The sequence below is a fragment of the Winogradskyella pacifica genome, assembly GCF_013403915.1.
Taxonomy (GTDB): domain Bacteria; phylum Bacteroidota; class Bacteroidia; order Flavobacteriales; family Flavobacteriaceae; genus Winogradskyella; species Winogradskyella pacifica.
Genome location: NZ_JABFDI010000007.1, coordinates 113,006 through 134,702 on the forward strand (window position 1 = coordinate 113,006; position 21,697 = coordinate 134,702).

21 protein-coding genes are annotated in these 21,697 nt (G+C 32.5%); 10 read left to right on the forward strand and 11 right to left on the reverse strand.

Going from position 1 to position 21,697, the window contains the following annotated elements; genetic code table 11:
* Window positions 1–20: 20 nt before the first annotated feature.
* The 3 genes from HM984_RS08215 to rpmH form a co-directional block, all read right to left on the reverse strand.
* Window positions 21–371 carry a T9SS type A sorting domain-containing protein gene (locus tag HM984_RS08215; RefSeq protein WP_179348817.1) on the reverse strand — a complete coding sequence of 117 codons (351 nt, stop codon included), beginning with the start codon at window positions 369–371 and terminating at the stop codon, window positions 21–23.
* 76 nt (window positions 372–447) lie between these two features.
* Window positions 448–3,303: a carbamoyl-phosphate synthase large subunit gene (gene carB, locus HM984_RS08220; protein ID WP_179348818.1), complete on the reverse strand. Its 2,856-nt coding sequence runs from the start codon at window positions 3,301–3,303 to the stop codon at window positions 448–450.
* A 132-nt stretch (window positions 3,304–3,435) separates the two neighbouring features.
* Window positions 3,436–3,597, reverse strand: coding sequence for a 50S ribosomal protein L34 (gene rpmH, locus HM984_RS08225; protein WP_115809298.1), 162 nt, complete (start codon window positions 3,595–3,597; stop codon window positions 3,436–3,438).
* A 173-nt stretch (window positions 3,598–3,770) separates the two neighbouring features.
* On the opposite strand from rpmH, the gene HM984_RS08230 reads away from it, so the two are divergent.
* Window positions 3,771–4,349 carry a tetratricopeptide repeat protein gene (locus HM984_RS08230; protein ID WP_179348819.1) on the forward strand — a complete coding sequence of 193 codons (579 nt, stop codon included), beginning with the start codon at window positions 3,771–3,773 and terminating at the stop codon, window positions 4,347–4,349.
* A 4-nt stretch (window positions 4,350–4,353) separates the two neighbouring features.
* Here the strand turns inward: HM984_RS08230 and cls are convergent, their stop codons facing one another.
* From cls to HM984_RS08245, 3 genes are all read right to left on the reverse strand, one after another.
* Window positions 4,354–5,802 (reverse strand): cardiolipin synthase, encoded by a 1,449-nt coding sequence (gene cls, locus HM984_RS08235; protein ID WP_218845037.1) that lies wholly within the window; start codon window positions 5,800–5,802, stop codon window positions 4,354–4,356.
* A gap of 3 nt (window positions 5,803–5,805) precedes the next feature.
* Complete coding sequence (locus HM984_RS08240) at window positions 5,806–6,759, reverse strand: lytic transglycosylase domain-containing protein (RefSeq protein WP_179348820.1); 954 nt, start codon at window positions 6,757–6,759, stop codon at window positions 5,806–5,808.
* Window positions 6,760–6,896: 137 nt separating this feature from the next.
* Window positions 6,897–7,559 carry an alpha/beta hydrolase gene (locus HM984_RS08245; RefSeq protein ID WP_115809291.1) on the reverse strand — a complete coding sequence of 221 codons (663 nt, stop codon included), beginning with the start codon at window positions 7,557–7,559 and terminating at the stop codon, window positions 6,897–6,899.
* Between the two features lie 160 nt (window positions 7,560–7,719).
* Here HM984_RS08245 and HM984_RS08250 point away from each other — a divergent pair, with 160 nt between their 5' ends.
* On the forward strand, window positions 7,720–8,016 hold the full coding sequence (locus tag HM984_RS08250; RefSeq protein WP_115809289.1) for an N-acetyltransferase: 297 nt from the start codon (window positions 7,720–7,722) through the stop codon (window positions 8,014–8,016).
* Between the two features lie 73 nt (window positions 8,017–8,089).
* Here the strand turns inward: HM984_RS08250 and HM984_RS08255 are convergent, their stop codons facing one another.
* Together HM984_RS08255 and mtaB are read right to left on the reverse strand one after the other, a co-directional pair.
* Entirely contained in the window at window positions 8,090–8,542 is a 453-nt protein-coding gene (locus HM984_RS08255; RefSeq protein ID WP_179348821.1) for a hypothetical protein, read from the reverse strand.
* 136 nt (window positions 8,543–8,678) lie between these two features.
* Entirely contained in the window at window positions 8,679–10,013 is a 1,335-nt protein-coding gene (gene mtaB / locus HM984_RS08260; RefSeq protein ID WP_115809285.1) for a tRNA (N(6)-L-threonylcarbamoyladenosine(37)-C(2))-methylthiotransferase MtaB, read from the reverse strand.
* A gap of 45 nt (window positions 10,014–10,058) precedes the next feature.
* On the opposite strand from mtaB, the gene HM984_RS08265 reads away from it, so the two are divergent.
* Window positions 10,059–11,708: an ABC transporter substrate-binding protein gene (locus tag HM984_RS08265; protein ID WP_179348822.1), complete on the forward strand. Its 1,650-nt coding sequence runs from the start codon at window positions 10,059–10,061 to the stop codon at window positions 11,706–11,708.
* A gap of 143 nt (window positions 11,709–11,851) precedes the next feature.
* On the opposite strand, the gene HM984_RS08270 is transcribed toward HM984_RS08265, so the two are convergent.
* Complete coding sequence (locus HM984_RS08270) at window positions 11,852–13,027, reverse strand: GlmU family protein (RefSeq protein WP_179348823.1); 1,176 nt, start codon at window positions 13,025–13,027, stop codon at window positions 11,852–11,854.
* Window positions 13,028–13,174: 147 nt separating this feature from the next.
* Entirely contained in the window at window positions 13,175–13,426 is a 252-nt protein-coding gene (locus HM984_RS08275; protein ID WP_092443965.1) for a type B 50S ribosomal protein L31, read from the reverse strand.
* Between the two features lie 161 nt (window positions 13,427–13,587).
* Here HM984_RS08275 and HM984_RS08280 point away from each other — a divergent pair, with 161 nt between their 5' ends.
* The 7 genes from HM984_RS08280 to HM984_RS08310 all read left to right on the forward strand — a co-directional run bounded on the left by HM984_RS08280 (window position 13,588) and on the right by HM984_RS08310 (window position 20,592).
* Window positions 13,588–14,100 (forward strand): DUF4199 domain-containing protein, encoded by a 513-nt coding sequence (locus tag HM984_RS08280; protein WP_115809279.1) that lies wholly within the window; start codon window positions 13,588–13,590, stop codon window positions 14,098–14,100.
* 44 nt (window positions 14,101–14,144) lie between these two features.
* Window positions 14,145–15,095, forward strand: coding sequence for a glycosyltransferase family 2 protein (locus tag HM984_RS08285; protein ID WP_179348824.1), 951 nt, complete (start codon window positions 14,145–14,147; stop codon window positions 15,093–15,095).
* Window positions 15,096–15,170: 75 nt separating this feature from the next.
* Window positions 15,171–16,898, forward strand: coding sequence for a phospho-sugar mutase (locus tag HM984_RS08290; protein WP_179348825.1), 1,728 nt, complete (start codon window positions 15,171–15,173; stop codon window positions 16,896–16,898).
* A 3-nt stretch (window positions 16,899–16,901) separates the two neighbouring features.
* A complete protein-coding gene (locus HM984_RS08295; RefSeq protein ID WP_115809275.1) occupies window positions 16,902–18,731 on the forward strand; it encodes an ABC transporter ATP-binding protein in 1,830 nt (609 codons plus the stop codon).
* Window positions 18,732–19,034: 303 nt separating this feature from the next.
* A complete protein-coding gene (locus HM984_RS08300) occupies window positions 19,035–19,577 on the forward strand; it encodes an RNA polymerase sigma factor (protein ID WP_115809273.1) in 543 nt (180 codons plus the stop codon).
* Between the two features lie 72 nt (window positions 19,578–19,649).
* Window positions 19,650–20,153 (forward strand): hypothetical protein, encoded by a 504-nt coding sequence (locus HM984_RS08305; protein ID WP_179348826.1) that lies wholly within the window; start codon window positions 19,650–19,652, stop codon window positions 20,151–20,153.
* 7 nt (window positions 20,154–20,160) lie between these two features.
* Window positions 20,161–20,592 carry a Spy/CpxP family protein refolding chaperone gene (locus HM984_RS08310; RefSeq protein WP_147298339.1) on the forward strand — a complete coding sequence of 144 codons (432 nt, stop codon included), beginning with the start codon at window positions 20,161–20,163 and terminating at the stop codon, window positions 20,590–20,592.
* Between the two features lie 38 nt (window positions 20,593–20,630).
* Here HM984_RS08310 and HM984_RS08315 read toward each other — a convergent pair whose 3' ends face one another.
* Complete coding sequence (locus HM984_RS08315) at window positions 20,631–21,686, reverse strand: WD40/YVTN/BNR-like repeat-containing protein (RefSeq protein WP_179348827.1); 1,056 nt, start codon at window positions 21,684–21,686, stop codon at window positions 20,631–20,633.
* Window positions 21,687–21,697: the final 11 nt, after the last annotated feature.

A 21,697-nucleotide genomic window follows, 5' to 3' on the forward strand; every position in this document is an offset into this window, starting at 1 on the left:
TTTTTTATGATATGGTTATTTTACTGTTTTATAAAACGTTTAGTTTGTGTTTCTGTATCATCAGATATTCTTACTAAATACACTCCACTTTTCCAATTAGAAACATCAATTGAAGATTCTAACTTCGTAATTAAACCTTTATAAATTCGTTTTCCTAACACATCGAAGACTTCTAATTTTAAATCTTCGTTAGTATTTTGCAACTTAATGTTCAGTTTATTCTTAGCCGGATTTGGCGCAATAGTGAATTCATTATCTTGAATTTCCATTGCACTTAAGCCTGATCCAATATTAGAAATTAGGGTTGTCGGTGCCTGAGCAAACGAATATGCTACTATAAAAAAGAGCACAAAAAGTAATTTTAATTTCATATCAGTAGGGCATTGCTTAATGCTAAGTTAGTAATTATTAATAAACAACACTTACACTTCATCGAAAACCATGCCATTATTTACTTAAATACATTTTTCTTCTTGCATATAAATCATAAAACTGGTCATCCTTCAAATTCTCTATAAATAAGATACTTTCTCCCGTACTTTTCATTTCAGGTCCCAATTGTTTATTCACATTCGGAAATTTATTAAACGAAAATACCGGTTGCTTAATTGCGTAGCCTTCAAGCTGTGGATTAAAGTTAAAATCAGTTACTTTTTTCTCACCTAACATTACTTTAGTTGCATAGTTTACATAAGGTTCTTTATATGCTTTCGCGATAAAAGGAACCGTACGAGATGCTCTAGGATTGGCTTCAATGATATAAACGATATCATCTTGTATAGCGAATTGAATATTTATTAAACCAATAGTATTCAAAGCTCTTGCAATGGTATGTGTATGATCAATAATTTGTTGCATTACCAAATCTCCTAAATTGAAAGCAGGCAATAATGCATTACTATCACCTGAGTGGATTCCACAAGGCTCAATATGCTCCATAATACCTATGATATGAACATTACCATCGGCATCACAAATAGCATCAGCCTCTGCTTCTATAGCTCCATCTAAATAATGATCTAACAACAATTTGTTACCCGGAATCGATTTTAATAAATCGATAACGTGAGATTCTAGTTCTTGCTTGTTAATTACAATTTTCATTCCTTGCCCTCCTAATACATAAGAAGGTCTTACCAAAATTGGAAAATCTAAAACATCTGCAATAGCTAATGCTTCATCTGCTGATTCAGCAACATCAAATTCTGGATACGGAATATTATGTTCTTTTAATATGTTTGAAAAACTTCCTCTATCTTCAGCTAAATCTAAAGATTGGAAGCTAGTTCCCATAATTTTAATACCGTAGCGTTCTAGCTTTTCAGCAAGTTTTAAAGCTGTTTGGCCACCTAATTGAACAATGACACCTTCTGGTTTTTCATGTTGAATGATATCATAGATGTGTTCCCAGAATACAGGTTCAAAATATAATTTGTCTGCAATATCAAAATCGGTAGAAACTGTTTCAGGATTACAGTTAATCATGATGGTTTCGTAACCACATTCTGCAGCAGCTAAAACACCATGTACACAACAATAATCAAATTCAATTCCTTGACCAATTCTATTTGGACCAGAACCTAAAACGATAATTTTCTTTTTATCTGTAACGACACTTTCGTTTTGTACATAAACAGTTCCGTCTGGTTTTTCGACTTCACTCTCAAAAGTGGAATAATAATATGGTGTCTGTGCTTTAAATTCAGCAGCACAAGTATCTACCAATTTAAATACACGATTAATATTTAGTTCGCTTCGCTTATTGTAAACTTCACTTTCTAAACAAGCTAGCATGTGTGCTATTTGTCTATCACCATAGCCTTTTTGTTTGGCTTCTAGTAATAATTCACGATCAATTGTATCGATTTTAAAGGTAGAAATCTCTTTTTCAAGTTGGAATAATTCTTCGTATTGCTTTAAAAACCACATGTCTATTTTTGTGATTTCGTGAATACGGCTCAATGGAATTCCCATAGCAACAGCATCGTAAATGACAAAGACACGATCCCAACTTGCATATGTTAATTTTTCAATGATAGTATCGTAATCTTTACAACTTTTACCATCTGCCCCTAATCCGTTTCTTGAAATTTCTAAAGATTGTGTGGCTTTATGAAGTGCTTCTTGAAATGAGCGACCTATTGCCATCACCTCACCAACCGATTTCATTTGTAATCCTAGTGTGCGGTCTGAGCCTTCAAATTTATCAAAATTCCAACGTGGAATCTTAACCACCACGTAATCTAAAGTCGGCTCAAATAATGCAGACGTCGATTTTGTTATCTGATTATCTAATTCATCTAAATTATAACCAATGGCTAATTTCGATGCAATTTTAGCAATAGGATAACCCGTTGCTTTACTTGCTAATGCAGAAGAACGAGATACACGTGGATTAATTTCAATGGCGATTATTTCCTCTTCATCATCCGGACTCACTGCAAATTGCACATTACAACCACCTGCGAAATCACCAATACTTCGCATCATATGAATGGCCATATCTCGCATTTTCTGATATGTTTTATCAGATAATGTCATTGCTGGTGCAAGCGTAATTGAGTCACCTGTATGAATTCCCATCGGATCCATATTTTCAATGGTACAGATAATCACAACGTTGTCGTTTTTATCTCGTAATAACTCTAATTCGTATTCTTTCCAACCGATTAAGGCTTTATCTATCATGACTTCGTGAATTGGAGAAACTTCCAAACCACGCGTTAGCATTTCGTCAAAATCTTCTTCTTTATATACAAAAGAAGCTCCTTCGCCACCTAAGGTGTACGACGCTCTAATAACTAAAGGAAAACCAAATTCTTGTGCAATTTCTTTTCCTTTAAGATAAGAGGTTGCTGTTGCTTGAGGCGCCATACCAACACCGATCTTTAGCATTAACTCTCTAAATTGTTCTCGGTCTTCAGTGATATTAATGGCGTCAATATCTACACCGATAATATCTACACCAAAATCTTTCCAAATGCCTTTTTCATCAGCCTCAATACAAAGATTTAACGCTGTTTGTCCACCCATAGTTGGCAGAACAGCATCAATTTGCGGATGATTTTTTAAAATTTGAATTAAAGATTTAGTAGTTAATGGCAACAAATACACATGATCCGCCATCGTAGGATCAGTCATTATTGTTGCAGGATTAGAATTAATAAGAATGGTTTCAATTCCGTCTTCTCTTAATGATCGAAGAGCTTGAGATCCTGAATAATCGAATTCACAAGCTTGCCCAATGACTATAGGGCCTGAACCAATGAGTAATACAGATTTAATGTTGTTGTTTTTTGGCATGAGACTTTATGTTTAGTGAAATTGCAAATGTGTTTCATATATCATTTGCAGATGCAAAAATAGTTATCAATAGGATACAAAAAAAGGCGTTACACCTAAGTAACGCCCTAATATATTAACAATTGTTAATCATTATTTTTTATGTCTAGTTTCTGTAGAAACAGATAATTTCTTTCTTCCTTTAGCTCTTCTACGCGCTAAAACTTTTCTTCCGTTAACAGAAGCCATTCTTTCTCTGAAACCGTGCTTGTTTTTTCTTTTTCTTTTTGACGGTTGAAACGTTCTTTTTGGCATGTCTTATATATTTTATAAACTAATAATCTTATTTGAAATCTGAGAGGTCTCTCAAAACTGCGTGCAAATATACAACAAGTTTTTACTTTAGCAAGGAGCAAAAGAAAAATTTTGTTTAGAATTTTAACTCTTAGATTTTATTATCTTTGCGCTCTGCAAAAACACACAGAAATATGTTTAATAAAAATATAAAACTAGTCATCGCCGCATTAATTATTGGTTTCGGCATCTATCAATTCACTGAAGGTAACATTGGTAACGGTATTATGTACCTCTTACTTTCTACGATATTCATTTTTCTTTATTTTAAAAATGAAATGATTTTACTAGCATTTTTAAAACTTAGAAAACAAGATTTTGTAGGCGCTAAAAAATGGTTAGACAAAATAAAGAACCCAGAAGGCGCTTTAGTTAAAAAACAACAAGGCTATTTAAATTACCTTTATGGTATTATGGTGTCTCAAACTAATATGAATGAAGCTGAAGGTTATTTTAAGAAAGCGATTAGTTTAGGGTTGTCAATGGACCACGATTTAGCTATGGCTAAATTGAATTTAGCAGGAATTGCTTTTTCTAAACGTAGAAAGCCAGAAGCTCAAAAATTATTAGCGGAAGCTCAAAAATTAGATAAAAGAGATATGCTTGCTGAGCAAATTAAGATGATGAAGGAGCAAATGAAAAAAGCAACTATGCCTAAACAGCAATACGGTCAGCCAACATCTGCCAGACAAAACCGAAGAAGTAGACGTTAATATCTTACAATATAGGTGCCATTAAACGCGCAACCGCTTCTATAAGCTTTGTGCGTTTAGAGCGATTTTTCCAAGAATTTAGTTCTAGCTTTTCGCAATGCTTTAAATCCTCATTAAAGAATTCTGTTAGCTCACTACTTATTTTCTTATTATAGATTAAGGCATTGACTTCAAAATTAATATTAAAACTTCTATAATCCATATTGGTTGTGCCCACCGTACAAAATACGCCATCGACAACCATTGTTTTAGCATGAATAAATCCTTTAGTATAGCGATACACTTCTACTCCCGCTTCTAAAAGCATTTCTAAATAAGAATTTGTAGCATATTCTGCAATCCAAGAATCCGACTTCTTTGGTACAATAATCTTAACTTCTTTATTACTTCTTGCTAATACCTGAAGCGCAGTTACGATTTCGCTATTTGGAATAAAATATGGTGTGGTAATATAAACATGGTCTTCAGCATTTGTAATGGCTACAAAAATAGCCTCCATAATATTAGACCAATCTGTATCTGGACCACTAGCAGCAATTTGAAGTGGTATGTTTTCTTTACAGTTATGATCTGGAAAATACGCTTTTGAAATTTTTAATTCATCGCCACTAACAAAATCCCAAGTTGTAAAAAACAAAATCTGCAATGGTTTTACAGCTTCACCAATAATACGAACGTGTGTATCTCTCCAATACCTTTCATTATGAGCATTAACGTAGTCATCTGAAACATTAATGCCGCCAACATAACCTATTTTTCCATCTATGACAACAATTTTACGATGATCGCGATAATTCATCTTACCTGTTGAGTTTGAAAATCGAACGGGCATAAAGGGATGCATTTCTATGCCACAATCCTTTAGCTTGCGCTTCATCTTGGACGTTATAGAACTTCCAACATCATCTATGGCTATTCTAATTTCGAGGCCTTCACTTGCTTTTTTGCATAATAGGTCTAGAAGTTCTGTTCCTATTTTATCATCTTTAATTATAAAATATTCAAGATGGATATGATGTTCAGCTTCCTCAATGTCTTTAAATAATAATTTAAACTTTTCATCACCATTTTTAATAAGCTTTATATCATTATTAATAGTGAGTTTTGAGTTTTCATTATTATACAATAAAGGAATCACTTTCGATTTTTGATCGAGTAAGTCATCTACTTCATTTACCTCTTTAGCTTCAAGTTCTAATTCGTCTTGAATCCTTTTAACAATAGACTGGTTTAAGACATTTTTTCTAGAAAAAATTTTATTCTTTCGGTATTCTTGTCCGAAAAGATAATATACAATTAAACCTAAAAAAGGTAAAGCCAATAGACCAATAATGTAACTTAAAGCCTTTGTTGGATTTACCTTTTTAAGTAAAATGGTAACCACAGCAGATAAAGCAACCGTATAATTGAGAACAAATAAAATCTGCCAAATATGATTTTTTACGAACTCCAAAATTTATGGATTGGTGTTATAATACCCTTCTTTCGGAATCTCTATGAAATACGATTTTCTAGATTTGTTATTTAAATGTGGCTCTCTTAACCATGGATTATGAAGTTTTAGAATTTTATAGTTAATTCCAAATTGTTTAGCAAACTTTGCAAAATCAGTTACTGCTGTATCAACTTCAACCTTATACGTTGGTACTTCTTTGTATAAATGCGATTTATTAAAATTAAAGCCATACCTATCTGGATTAGAAAGTATTTCTTTTAAAGCTACAATTCTAAATACATAACGACCAGTTTCTTCACCTAATAATAAATCGTAGTATCCATTAACATCCTGTTCTTTTAATCGTCTAGACACTCCATAATTACCTGCATTATATGCTGCAGCGGCCTTCGTCCAAGATCCTAAGCTTTCTTTAGCCTTCTTTAAATAATCGCAAGCAACTTCTGTCGCCTTTTCAATATTATAGCGTTCATCGACGTTAGAGTTAACTTCTAAACCATTTTCTTTTCCTGTTGCTGACATAATTTGCCAAACACCACTTGCACCTGCTGGTGATTTTGCAGTTTGTACCAATCCGCTTTCTATTACAGCGAGGTATTTAAAATCATCTGGGATGCCATTTTTCTTCAAAATAGGCTCAATAATTGGAAAATACTTTTGAGCACGTTTAAACATTAAAAGTCCATTAGACTGCCAATAGGTATTTACTAACAACTCTCTGTCCATACGCTCATAAATATCCGGATCATTAACTGGCACAGCTTCACCTGCAAAGTTTAAATTTTCTGGCATTTCTAAGGCGTATACATTATAACTATTTACAATAGGGTCTTCTTTTCCTATTAAATGATCTGGTATCGCCATTTCATCTGGGGACTTTTGCATTGAAAAAATAAATAAGCCTGATATACAAATCACACCTATTAGAGCTAAACTATTTTTTATGATTTTCATGTGTTTTAATTTAAAGTGAATTGAATGCCATTTATCGTTCTTAATTATTCATTCCTTTGAATAACAGTCTTTTTAATATAGGCATTCTTAATTTTTCTTTTTTATAAATGTAATCAATCTAAGAACAGAATTCAAGTTCAGGCTTCAATAAGTTTTGGTAAATTTTCGTTAAACCATTTATACTTACTAATCACCATAATATGCGTTCCGCCTTTAACCACTGTGCAATTGCCACCACAAGAATGTGGAAAAACGGCATCATTATCACCGTGAATATAAATAGCCTCTGGATGTGGTTCTTCTTGATCCCAACAAACAACTTGCTTAATTGCCCAATCTAAATAAGTTTTATCGCTCACAGAAAGGTATTTTTTATATAAATCTACACGTTTCTTTATGGTCTCGCCAAAAGCATATTTTGCAAGTAAATCGATATTACTCACTAATGAGGTCGGTAATATTTTATAAGCTTTAGTTACTTTAAGTAGTTTTAACCGTTTTGGAAGTTCGTGATGAGACTTAACACTAGAAACAACTATCAATTTTTTTACGTTTAAAAATTTACTCATTTCCTGAACCAAAATACCGCCAAAAGAGACCCCTAGTAAAACGATATTATCATGTTTAATAAATTGGCACATACGCTGTGCATACGCATTAAGTGTTTCGTTAATATCGGGAATTTGCCATTCTAACCAATGAATTTTATACGCTTCTTCGGGTAGATTAATATGCTCAAATATAGTTGGGTTTGCAGCCATACCGGGCATTAAATAAACATGTGTTAATTTACTGTTCATAGGTCTTAAAACTTTTAAGTGCTCGTCTTAATTAATTACAATTTAAGGTTTTAACATCGACAGTCTGAAACATTCGTTGATTTTTTGTACCTTTGCACAGCAAAACTATATAAAATATAGTATCTACACTGCCAACCGCTGAATTTAATAAAAAGAAATTATGACAGAAACTGCTCAATTAATTGACAACGACTTCCTGCGTCAATTTGAATTAAATGTTGAAAACGAAATGGCAATTATTGAATATTCTTTGCAGGAAAGGAAGATATTCTTAACGAAAATGGTTATTCCTGATACTATTAGGACAGAAGAGTTTGAATTAGAGTTTATTGATTTAGTTTTTTCAAACATTAAAGAAAGAAACATTAGTGTAGTACCAACAAGTCCTGAAATAGCTAAGTTTGTAAGACGTAACAGAAAATATAAGCGCATGCTTCCTGTAGGGATTAGAATATAACTGTAGAAAAAAATCATAAAAAAACCGAAGCTTTTAAAAGTTTCGGTTTTTTTATGATTTTAATTTAAGCTAATTACTGCTTCGTGTAAGTCAATTTTAAATCTTTCGTTTCTATAACTTCAGTAAAGTCCTCATTATAAATTTTTACAGAATTTTCATATACCGTCGTTAAGGTGTCTCCACTTAACAGATATACTCTATCTGAAATTTTAATTATACGCTCTTCAGCGATTTCAAACTCTGAAGCGAAACTAATTATACCTTCCGTATTACAATCCGAAATAATTCTGTACACATTTGTATCATTCTCTATATAATACTTCAGTGGATTAGAAAATTCATTACCAGAAGATACCGTTCCATTATTATCAAACGTTAGTGTTTCCGTCTTATTACAATCTATTTCGGCTATGAGATTCGTGTTAGACACACCATCTTGGTTTACATCAAATGGAAGGTCAATTGTACGCGTCGTTAGTAACCAAACTCCAATAACATCATGCTCACTTTTATCTGAACAAGACATCACAGAGTACAATAAAAAAATAAGAGTAAAAATTAATGTTGTTTTTTTCAATGTATAATCCCTTAATAAGTTCAAAGATAAAACGAAATAACTAATTTATAGGAAAATACCTATTATTAAAACCATAAAAAATCGACTAGTTTAGTGTCAAATTCTCTTGAAACTCAAATCGAACCAAACCATCGTCATCAATTTTAGTCAATCTCACTTTTTCTAGTGTATTTACCAACTCAGGATTCCAAGGTGCTTTTACTTTGACATAGTTTTCTGTAAACCCATGTATATAACCTTCCTTATTTTCACTTTCAAATAACACAATGCGATCTGTATCTAATTGGTTTTCATAAAATGCACGACGCTTTTTAGCAGATAAACCTCTCAACATTTTACTGCGTTTTACTCTTTTTGCTTTAGAAACGACATTAGGCATTTTTGCAGCTTCAGTATTATCACGTTCTGAATATTGAAATACATGTAAATATGAAATATCTAATGCATTTAAAAAGTTATATGTTTCTAAAAACAATTCGTCGGTTTCACCAGGAAATCCAACGATCACATCCACACCAATACAAGCATGAGGCATCACTTCGTTTATTTTTGAAACTCTGTCTACATACAATTCTTTCATGTAGCGACGTTTCATCTTCTTTAAAATCTCATTACTTCCGCTTTGTAATGGAATATGAAAGTGAGGTACAAATGCTCTCGAATTTGAAACCAAATCAATGGTATCATTTTTTAATAAATTGGGTTCAATAGATGAAATTCTCAAACGCTCAATACCTTCAACCTGATCCAATTCTTTAACTAAATCTAAAAAAGTATGTTCGTGTTTTTTATTGCCGAATTCCCCTTTTCCGTAGTCACCAATATTGACTCCTGTTAGTACAATTTCTTTTATACCTTGTTCAGAAATCTCTTTAGCATTCTTCAAAACATTAGTCATGGTATCACTACGAGAAATCCCTCTAGCCAAAGGAATAGTACAATACGTACATTTATAATCGCAACCATCTTGTACTTTAAGAAATGCTCTAGTTCTGTCGCCAATAGAATAACTACCAACATAGAAATCTGCTTCTTCTATTTCGCAAGAATGGACTTCGCCAAAATCGTTTTTAGTTAAGTCATTTAAGTAATCTGTAATCTTGAATTTCTCTGTGGCTCCCAAAACCAAATCCACACCATGTACATCTGCTAATTCTTCTGGTTTCAACTGTGCGTAACAACCAATCGCCGCAACAAAAGCATCTGGATTGCTTTTTTGAGCTTGCTTTACAATGGTTTTAAAACGCTTGTCTGCATTTTCGGTTACCGAACAGGTATTTATGACATAAATATCTGCCGATTCCTTAAAATCTACACGATCAAAACCTTCATCTGCAAAACCTCTTGCGATTGTAGATGTTTCTGAAAAATTCAGTTTACAACCTAATGTATAAAATGCGACTTTTTTTGTTGGATTCATTCTTGTACTTTTACCAAGTTGGCAAATTTACAACATATAACTTATATGCTAAAGCTCGTACGATTCTTATTCAATAGTTTACTTTTTGGAGCCTTATTTTTAATGACATTTTCTTGTACTTCAAAAGAAAGCGCGCCATTAGACCATCTTGTTTTTAGATATAACGAACATAAAAACATAGGCTCTTTAGATCCGGCTTTTTCTAAAGATTTAGCCGACATTTGGGCTACACATCAGTTATTTAATGGATTGGTGCAAATGGACGACCAACTCAATGTAAAACCTTCTATAGCTAAACATTGGTCAATTACCGATAGTGCAAAAACCTACACATTTACACTTAGAGATGATGTGTTTTTTCATAAACATGAATTGTTTAACTCTAATCTTTCGAGCAGTAACCAAGATTCAACAAGGCTTGTAACGGCATCTGATTTTGAATATAGCTTTAACCGTTTAAGAAATAAAGCGATTGCGTCACCAGGAAGTTGGGTTTTAAATAAGGTTGAAGGCTTTTCTGCTATAAACGATTCTACATTTCAAATTAAACTGAAACAAGCTTTTCCTGCGTTTTTAGGCTTGTTAACCATGAAATATTGTTCTGTGGTACCAAAGGAAGTTGTGGAACATTATGGGAATGATTTTAGGTCTCACCCCATTGGAACTGGCCCTTTTAAATTTAAGCGTTGGGAAGAAAATTTAAAATTAGTATTCAGAAGAAACAATAACTATTTTGAAACCGATTCTATAAACCAACAGCTACCATATCTTGAAGCGGTTGCTATTACTTTTTTACCAGATAAGCAAAGTGAATTTCTACAGTTTGCACAGGGTAACATTGATTTTGTATCGGGTTTAGACGGCTCTTATAAAGATGAAATTTTAACTACCGTTGGGCAATTAAAATCAAATTATATAGCTGATGTAAATATGATTCGTGGTCCCTATCTCAACACCGAATATCTAGCCTTTTTTATGGAAAGTGAGGTTAGTACCATTCAGTCTTTAAAACTGCGAAAAGCAATTAATGTAGGTTTTGATCGCAATAAAATGATGATGTATTTACGAAATGGTATCGGAATCCCTGCAAATGGTGGTTTTATCCCCAAAGGTTTACCTGGTTTTGATGCTACAATTGGTTTTAACTATCAACCGGATTTGGCAAAACAATTGGTGTCCGAATTTAAAGCAGAAACAGGAATTAAAAATCCTGAAATTACATTAACGACTACAAGTAATTATTTAAGTTTTTGTGAATTTATTCAACGAGAACTACAAAAAACAGGCTTAATGGTTTCTATTGATGTTATACCTCCGTCGAGTCTTAAAGATGCTAAAGCGAATGGTCAGGTCGATTTTTTCAGAGCGAGTTGGATTGCCGATTACCCTGATGCTGAAAACTACCTATCCTTATACTACAGCAAAAACTTTGCTCCAAAGGGTCCTAATTACACGCATTTTAAGAATGATACATTCGATGACATGTATGAAGCTGCGTATTTAGAAACGGATTATAACAAACGTATAGAACTCTATACTAAAATGGACTCTTTACTTATGGCTTCTGCACCAATAGTGCCTATGTTTTATGATGAAGTTGTTCGATTTACAAGAAAGAATGTGACTGGCCTGGGTATTAATGCGACTAATTTGTTGGAACTGAAATCCGTAAAAAAAAGTGAACTTAAAAATTAAAGATGATAATTAATTTTTACTCTTAAATCGCGAAAAATAGTAACTCCAAAAAAAACATCTAAACTTATGCTTCAACATATTCAGCACGTTCAAGTCCTCTCTAAAACATAAATAATATTGTGAATTAAGCTTTTACCGAGATATTAGTCTTTCCTATATTGCTTTGATTCTTCGAAAATATGATTTAAAATTGCTTTGTCTATTTCTGTAAATTCCTCTTTGCGTCTAGCCATCACCACTTCCGCAACTTCAAACGCCTTGTCTGTTTTATAAGTTACAAAACCTTTGCTTCCGCCCCAAGAAAAACTTGGCACAAAGTTTCTAGGAAAACCACTTCCAAAGATATTAGCACTAACACCTACAACTGTACCTGTGTTAAACATGGTGTTAATGCCACATTTACTATGATCTCCCATCATTAATCCACAGAATTGAAGTCCGGTTTTAGCAAAGCCTTCCGTTTGGTAATCCCAAAGTCTAACTTCTGCGTAATTATTCTTTAAATTACTCGTATTCGTATCTGCACCTAGATTACACCATTCTCCTATAACTGAATTTCCTAAAAAGCCATCGTGACCTTTGTTCGAAAATCCGAATATGACAGAGTTACTAACCTCTCCTCCAACTTTACTATGAGGTCCAACAGTCGTTGGTCCATAAATCTTACTAGCCATTTTTAAGGTGGCATTATGACATAACGCAAAAGGACCTCTTACAATAGATCCTTCCATAACTTCGGCATCTCTACCAATATAGATTGGTCCAGAACTCGCATTTAAAGTTGCAAAATTTAAAGTTGCTCCTTTTTCGATAAAAATATTTTCAGGATTAATGGTGTTGATTGTCGCAGGAATGGGTTGTGACTCTCTATCCTTAGTGATTAAATTAAAATCTTCGATAATCGCTTCACCATTAAGCGCAAAAATATCCCAAGTATGTTCAATTTTTAAAAGATCACCCTCAAACTCTATAGCTTCAAACGTTGAAAAATCACTTACCTCCTCTCCTTCTTTTATATAAAATGCAATGACATCTTCACCTTTAAATAAAGCTTGATTTTCGGTTAAGTTTTTTACAACCTCTGCAACTTCCATATTAGGTAGAAAAGAAGCATTAATCATAATGTTATTTTCCATTTCTACCATAGGATACTTATCTGACAAGTAATCTTCGGTAACCGTTGTAGTGGTATATTCTATATACGATTCCCATTTTTGGCGTATGGTTAAAATACCAACTCTTAGGTCTGCAACTGGTCTTGTAAATGTAAATGGTAAAAGATTATTACGATAAGGACCGTCAAATAATATGTAGTTCATGGTAAGATTTAAAGTTATAAGTTAGCACTAAGAAGATTATCGTTCTAAAATCCAACTCAATTATGACATCAAAAATAACTTAATTGCTGAAAATAAAAAAGCCCTTCTGATAACAGAAAGGCTTTTGTGTGTATTGGTAAGCGAAGTTTATTTTTTAAACTTTGCGTATTTGTTTTTGAACTTGTCAATACGACCAGCTGTATCTACTAATTTAGATTTACCTGTGTAGAAAGGATGAGATGTTCTAGAAATTTCCAATTTTACTAATGGATATTCAGTACCATCTACATCGATAGTCTCATTTGTATCTGCTGTAGACTTAGTTAAATATACCTCTTCATTAGACATATCTTTAAATGCTACTACTCTATAATTTTCTGGATGTATTCCTGCTTTCATCACTAAATGCTTTAAATGTATTCGATTTTTCGAGGTGCAAATTTAATCATTTTTTATAAATCTACAATCTTTTTGGTAAATTTTATTTAGTAAAAGTATGTAACATTTATGTAACTTTGGATACTAACTGATAAATTAACCAAAAAAACTACAAATTAAATATGGAAAACAATAAACCCTCTATTAAACCAATTGCTTACAATTACGGAATTTACTTAGCACTTATTTCCATAGCAGTACTTATTATATTATATGCATTAAATATAGAAAGTCATTGGATAGCTAGTGTTATAAGCACAGTTGCCACAATTGCAATTTACTATTTTGGAATTGACTCTTACAAAAAATTGAACTCTAACCTATTAAGCATAAGAGATGGCTTAAAAACAGGAATGGGAATTGCTTTAATCGGTGGACTAATTTCTGCTCTTTACGCTGCAATACACTATTCTTATATTATGCCTGAATTTTTATCAGGAAAAAAGGACGAAGCAATCGCTGAAATGATGTCTCAAAATCCAAATATGCAAGGAGAACAGTTAGATATGGCAATGAACTTTATAGATATTACAGCCTCTACTTTTTTTATTTCAACTATGATGCTCCTTGGAAGTTTATTTTTTGGTTTTATCGTGTCGTTAATAATATCTGCTATTTTGAAAAAGGATCATTAAATAATTTCTTTATTTTTGGAGACTAGAAATTAGACTAAAATCATATGGATATATCAGTAGTAATTCCACTACTTAACGAACGCGACTCTTTAAAAGAATTACACGATTGGATAGTATCAGTGATGCTATCCAATCAGTTTTCTTATGAGATTCTTTTTATAGACGACGGTAGCACTGATAAATCGTGGCAAATAATTTCTGAACTAGGCGAAATTAATCCCAAAGTAAAAGGTATTCAGTTTCTTAAAAACTTTGGGAAATCACAAGCCTTGCATGCTGGTTTTGCTAAAGCAGAAGGAGATGTGGTTATTACAATGGATGCCGATTTACAAGATAACCCTGAAGAAATCCCTGAACTCTTTAAAATGATTAAGACTGATGGTTTTGATTTGGTTTCTGGTTGGAAAAAGAAACGTTACGATTCTTATTTTTCTAAAAATTTACCTTCAAAATTATTTAATTGGGCGGCAAGACGTACTTCTGGTGTTACTTTAAATGATTTTAACTGCGGCTTAAAAGCCTATAGCAATACCGTTGTAAAACATATTGATGTGTATGGCGAAATGCATCGTTACATCCCTGTCCTCGCTAAAAATGCAGGATTCACTAATATTGGAGAAAAAATAGTACAGCACCAAGCGCGTAAATATGGGCATACTAAATTTGGAATGAACCGTTTTGTAAATGGTTTTTTAGATCTCATCACCATTTGGTTTGTGTCTCACTTTGGTAAAAGACCAATGCACTTATTTGGTGCACTTGGCGTCATTATGTTTTTTATTGGGTTTTGTTTTTCCTTTTATTTAGGTATCGACAAATTATTTTTAAACCCAACAGGGAGACTTATTACAGACCGACCACAATTCTACATTGCATTATCGACCATGATTATTGGCTCGCAATTATTTATCGCAGGCTTCTTAGGAGAGCTTATTTTACGCACTAATCGTCAACAACAACGCTATTTTATAAAAGAAAATTTGAATCTTTCTTGATAAGCTAATTTTATTGTTTACAAGACTTATTAAAATTTTGAATTGTTTATTTTTGTTAATAAATCCACTTTATCCATGATACATATTAAACCTGAAATTTTAGAACGTGTAAATTCTTGGCTAACACCAACTTTTGATGAAGACTCTCAAAAGGAAATTAAAAACATGATAGCTTCTAACCCTAAAGAATTAGAGGAAAGTTTTTATAAAGATCTCGAATTTGGAACTGGTGGAATGCGTGGTATTATGGGATTGGGAACGAACCGAATCAATAAATATACCTTAGGAAAAAACACACAAGGTTTAAGTAATTATTTAAAAGAATCGTTTCCTAATGAAGATATAAAGATTGCAATTGCTTACGATTGTAGACATAATAGCCAATCCTTCGGAAAACTTGTTGCAGATGTATTTTCAGCCAATGGTATCAAAGTGTTTTTATTCGAAGAATTAAGACCAACACCAGAATTATCATTCGCTTTAAAACATTTAAATTGTCATTGTGGTATTGTTTTAACAGCGTCTCATAATCCGCCAGAATACAACGGATATAAAGTTTACTGGCAAGATGGCGGTCAATTAGTACCACCTCAAGATTCAGCTGTAATCGCTGAAATAAATCGTTTAGACTATTCTGAAATTAAGTTTGAAGCCAATTCAGATTTAATTCAATATATAGGAAAAGACGTTGATGATGTTTTTATTGATTCATGCGTTAGCAACGGTAGCTTTGATACCCCAAAAGCTGCAAAAGAAAATTTAAATATTGTATTTACCTCGTTACACGGGACGTCTATAACGGCGATTCCTGAAACTTTTAAGCGTGCCGGTTATACTAATGTTCATATTGTTGAAGAACAACGTGTACCTAATGGTGATTTCCCAACAGTAGCATCTCCAAATCCAGAAGAGCCTGCGGCTTTAAAAATGGCCATGGAATTGGCAGAAAAAGTAGATGGAGATATCGTTATCGGTACGGATCCTGATTGTGACCGTTTAGGTGTTGTTGTAAGAAACTTAGATAATGAATTGGTGATTCTTAATGGGAACCAAGCCATGGTTTTAATGACTAACTTTCTTTTAAAACAATGGCAAAAAGAGGGCAAAATTAATGGGAATCAATTTATAGCATCTACAATTGTATCGACTCCGATGATGAGCGTTCTAGGTAATGCTTATAATGTTGAATCTAAAATTGGATTAACAGGATTCAAATGGATTGCTAAAATGATCAAAGACTTCCCAGAGCTTGATTTTATTGGTGGTGGCGAAGAAAGCTTTGGATTTATGGTTGGTGATTTTGTACGCGATAAAGATGCAGTAACCTCTACCCTTTTAGCTTGCGAAATTGCTACGCAAGCAAAAGCAAATGGAAAAACATTATATCAAGAATTAATTGACTTATATGTTGAGCATGGGTTCTTTAAAGAACATTTAGTGTCTTTAACTAAAAAAGGGATTGAAGGAGCAGAAGAAATTAAACAAATGATGGTTGATGCTCGAAACAATCCATTAAAAGAAATCAATGGAGAAAAAGTAGTATTAATTGAAGATTATCAATTGTCCGTTTCTAAAAACCTTCAATCTAACGAAGAAACAGCTATAGACATCCCAAAATCTAATGTTTTAATTTATTACACAGAAAACGGAAGTAAGATTGCACTAAGACCAAGTGGAACGGAACCAAAAATAAAATTCTACATCAGCGTAAACGCACAATTAGACAATTCGTCAGACTTTGCAACAACGGAGCAATTGTTGGATAATAGAATTAAAGCTATCCTCAAGGATTTGAAGTTATAATTAATGGATTATATAAAAAAGTTATCTCGGTTTATATTACCGTATAAGCGCTATGCTATTCTAAATATTATATGTAATATTTTTTATGCCCTATTCAGCACATTAGCCATGCTATCATTAATGCCAATGATTAATGTGTTATTTGGTGAAAGCGAGAAAATTACTGAAAAACCTGTTTTTACAGGATTTGGTGAGTTTTTAGATTTTACAGAAAATTATCTCAATTACGTTATTACCAAAACAACAGCTAGCGAAGGTCCTCAACAAGCATTGCTCTATATGATTGTGCTGATCATTGGGCTTTTCCTTCTTAAAAATTTATTCAATTATTTAGCGCTATTCTTTATTACCTTTTTAAGAAATGGTGTCCTTAGAGACTTAAGAGACGAAATTTATATTAAAGTCATTACACTTCCTATTTCTTATTATTCTGAAAAAAAGAAAGGAGATATTATTGCCAGAATTTCTGGAGATGTCAATGAGGTTAAAAATTCTATGCTTTCGGTTTTAGAACTTATTGTAAAAGAGCCTTTAACTATCCTATTTGCTATTGTTGCGATGTTTTTAATCTCTGTAAAATTGACAATTTTCGTGTTTATTTTTATTCCTATTGCAGGTTTTATAATATCTAGAATTGGTAAAAGCTTAAAACGAAAATCCGAAAAAGTGCAACGCGAACAAGGTTTATTTCTTTCTACCCTCGAAGAAACGTTAGGAGGTCTTAAAGTTATAAAGGGCTTTAATGCTGAAAAACGTTTTAGTGCTAAGTTTCAAGAATCAACCAATAGATTTTATAACTTTTCAAACACCTTAATGAATCGCCAAAATTTAGCATCGCCAACAAGTGAATTTCTTGGTATTGCAACTATTGCGGCATTATTGTGGTATGGTGGTAATATGGTAATGGTAGAACAAACTTTATCCGGAGGTTCATTTATTGCATATATGGCTTTATCTTATCAAATATTAACACCAGCAAAAGCGATAAGTAAAGCTAGTTACCAAGTAAAATCCGGAAATGCAGCTGCAGAACGTGTATTAGAGATTATAGAAACAGAAAGTAGTTTGGAAGATCTTCCTGATGCTAAAATTAAAGACAGTTTTAATACTAGTATCAGTTTAAATAACATTTCATTTAAATACGAAGATGATTTAGTACTTAAGAACTTTTCAATTACAGTACCAAAAGGAAGAAGTGTCGCGTTAGTGGGACAATCTGGAAGTGGAAAAAGTACTATTGCCAATCTTGTAACGCGTTTTTATGATGTAAACGAAGGCAGCATTACCATTGACAACGAAAACATAAAAGATATAACCAAACACTCCCTTAGAAACTTAATGGGTTTAGTAACGCAAGATTCTATTCTTTTTAATGAGACTATAAAAAATAATATTCTCTTAGGCAAAGAAAACGCTACAGATGAAGAAATTATTGAAGCTTTAAAAATTGCCAATGCTTGGGAGTTTGTAAAAGATTTAAAAGGTGGAATAAATTATAATATTGGAGATGCTGGTGGTAAAATTTCTGGTGGCCAAAAGCAACGCTTAAGTATTGCTAGAGCTGTTCTTAAAAATCCTCCAATCATGATTTTAGATGAAGCTACCTCAGCTTTAGATACAGAAAGCGAACGTTTAGTTCAAGATGCTTTAGAAAAAATGATGAAGAATAGAACTTCCATTATTATTGCTCACAGATTATCTACTATTCAAAACGCTGATGAAATTGTGGTTATGAATAAAGGTGAAATAGCAGAACAAGGAACTCATGCAGAATTGATTGCTAAAAATGGAGTTTATAAAAAACTAGTAGAAATGCAGAGTTTTGAATCGTAATTAGACAGCCACGCTAAGCGATAATAATTAATAAAAAAAGGATGTATAGTTATATACATCCTTTTCTTTTTGTTATCAGATTTGGGAGACTGATAACCATAATAGGTTAAGCTTAAACAAACATATACTAAATAAAACTAGAAAACAAGAGAAAAATGCATTTTGTCGTTTATTTCTGTATTTCATCGAAATTAAAGCTTTTAACATACTGATTCTCAATAAAAAATTAAATCAATCTATTTAATCAAAAAAAACGATTAAACTTTTAGTAATTTGAGAGGTCTTAATATCAAATGAAATCAATTGATTAACGAATCGGAATTTATAACCCGTTTAAAAAATCCTTTAACAAAAGAAGCTGCTTATAGAGAGTTACTACAACTCTATAAGGAACGTTTGTATTGGCATATTCGTAAAATTGTAATCAACCATGATGATGCTGATGATGCGCTTCAGAATACATTTATAAAGGTGTATCGTAGCATCGATAATTTTAAAGGAGAAAGCAAATTGTTTTCATGGCTATATCGGATTGCGACTAACGAATCGATTACATTGATAAACAAAAATGCCAAACGTTTACAAATTAGTAACGAAGAACATCAAACAAGAGCTATTAATAATTTACAAGCAGATGTTTATTTTGAAGGCGATGACATTCAACTAAAATTACAGAAAGCCATAGCTACGTTGCCAGAGAAACAGCAATTAGTATTTAATATGCGCTATTTTGATGATTTAAAATATAAAGATATGTCAGATATATTAGAAACAAGTGAAGGTGCTTTAAAGGCATCCTATCATATTGCATCTAAAAAGATAGAAGCGATTTTAACTTCAGATTAAACTATTTTAGTAATCTGAAGTCTTAGTATTAGAAAACAGTTTAAATGATTTCGGATATACCGAAAAGTGAGCATGAAAAAAAACAATTTACATAACGTTAAGTCTTCAGGCTTTAAAACACCTGATAATTATTTTGAGTCGTTTGACGCTGATTTTTTTGAACGTTTAAACGAAAAAGAAGTGATTAAGGCTTCGGAATTTTCGGGTTTCACTGTTCCTGAAAATTATTTTGATGCAGTTGAACATACAATTTTAGAAAAACTTCAAAATAAGCCTGAAAAACCTGTTATTAACCTTAAACCGAAAAGCACATTTTACTACTTTTCTGGTATTGCCGCGAGTATTGTATTATTATTTAGTTTAGTATTTAACAATGACAATATATCTATAGACAATTTAGAAACCGAAATCCTAGAGAGTTACTTATATCAAGAAGAGTATAGTAATGAGGATTTTGCATCTATGTTTAAAACTAGTGAAATTTCAGAAACCGATTTTATAGACATTCATATTTCGGACGAAACATTAAATCAATATTTAGAAAACATAGAACCTGAAGACCTAATTTTTGAATAAAAAAGTTATGAAAATAGTACACACACTCATCCTTACATTATTGGTTTCTGCTAGCTTATTTGCACAAAAACTAGATAAGGAAAAAATTAAAGCCCTAAAAATTGCTCATATAACGGAGCAATTAGATTTAACAAAAACCGAAGCTCAAAAATTCTGGCCTATTTATAATGCGAATGAAGATGCTGAAAGTAAACTTAGAGAACGATCTACTGACAAACGCAAATGTATAAGCCCTGAGAATTTATCTGAAAATGAAGCTAAATCACTTTTGTTAGATATTGAAAATATAGAAAAGGAGAAAATGGAATTACATTCTAAAATGTTAAACGATTTATTTGAAATTCTCTCTGCAAAGAAAATTATAAAACTCTATCAGGCAGAGCGTTCATTCAGACAAAAAATGTTTGATGAGTATAAAAAACGGCATTCAAAAAATTAATACCATATAAAAAGGAAGCTAGAAATAGCTTCCTTTTTTTATTCTCTAAAAATAAGTTTAGAAATCCTACCTTTTCCTGCTGCATAAGCCACAGAATCATTTAAAAATCGGATGGTATAAAAGCCTTCATCACTTAAATGCGACCATGTACTACCAGCATCGTTACTGTAATCAATGCCTTTAAAACCTACTGCTACTAATTCTTTAGCGTTAGAATTTGGAATATACTGCACGCAGCTTCTATAACCAGGCCCTTTTCCGTTAGCCACAACATGCCAAGTTTTGCCGCCATCATTCGTTTTTATTTTGTTGTTTAATGTATCGTTTGGTTTGGTGTAATCTCCACCAATAGCGAATCCGTTTTTATCATCGTAAAAATCTAGAGAATATATACCTGTAGTTTCTTTTCCTTGAGTAATCGGTGTATTGTATACTTCCCAAGTTTGTCCTTTGTCTGAAGAATAAAGAATTCTACTCGCTTTACCTCCTGTAGCCACCCAAGTATGGTCTCCAATTATAGCAATATTGGTATCACTTGCAGCAAAAGCAGCTTCTCCTTTTTTTGCTTTTGGTAAATTGTCGCAAGATAATTTTGTCCAAGTCTCTCCTCCATCTCTGGTGATAATAATACTCATACAATCGTCTGTTGGATCTCCAATGGCGATGCCTTCATCATCGTTCCAGAAGTCCATGGCATCGTAGAACGCTTTTGGGTGGTTTTCCTTGTAGACTAGCCTCAATGAATCTTTATCAATCTTATATAAAAGCGTTGGTGATTCAATACTAAGAATAAAACTAGCATTATCAGTTACTGCTAAGGCACGAAAGTTTGGTGTTATTGTATCGTGTTTCAATTGGAAAGTTAAATGAGCTATATCTTCAATAGGGGTTTTTCGAATTTCTCCAATTTTCCCATTAGACAAAGCAAAATAGCCTACCCCTTTCTCATCAATCTCCAAAGCTCTAACATTTAATAATGAATCTTGAATCAAAGTTTCAATCCCAACCTTTGAAATATTTCTAATTTTCAAAGGAACTTCAGATTTACAAGAACTAAATCCTACTAACAACAAACAAACAATAATTAATCTCATGCTATTCAATT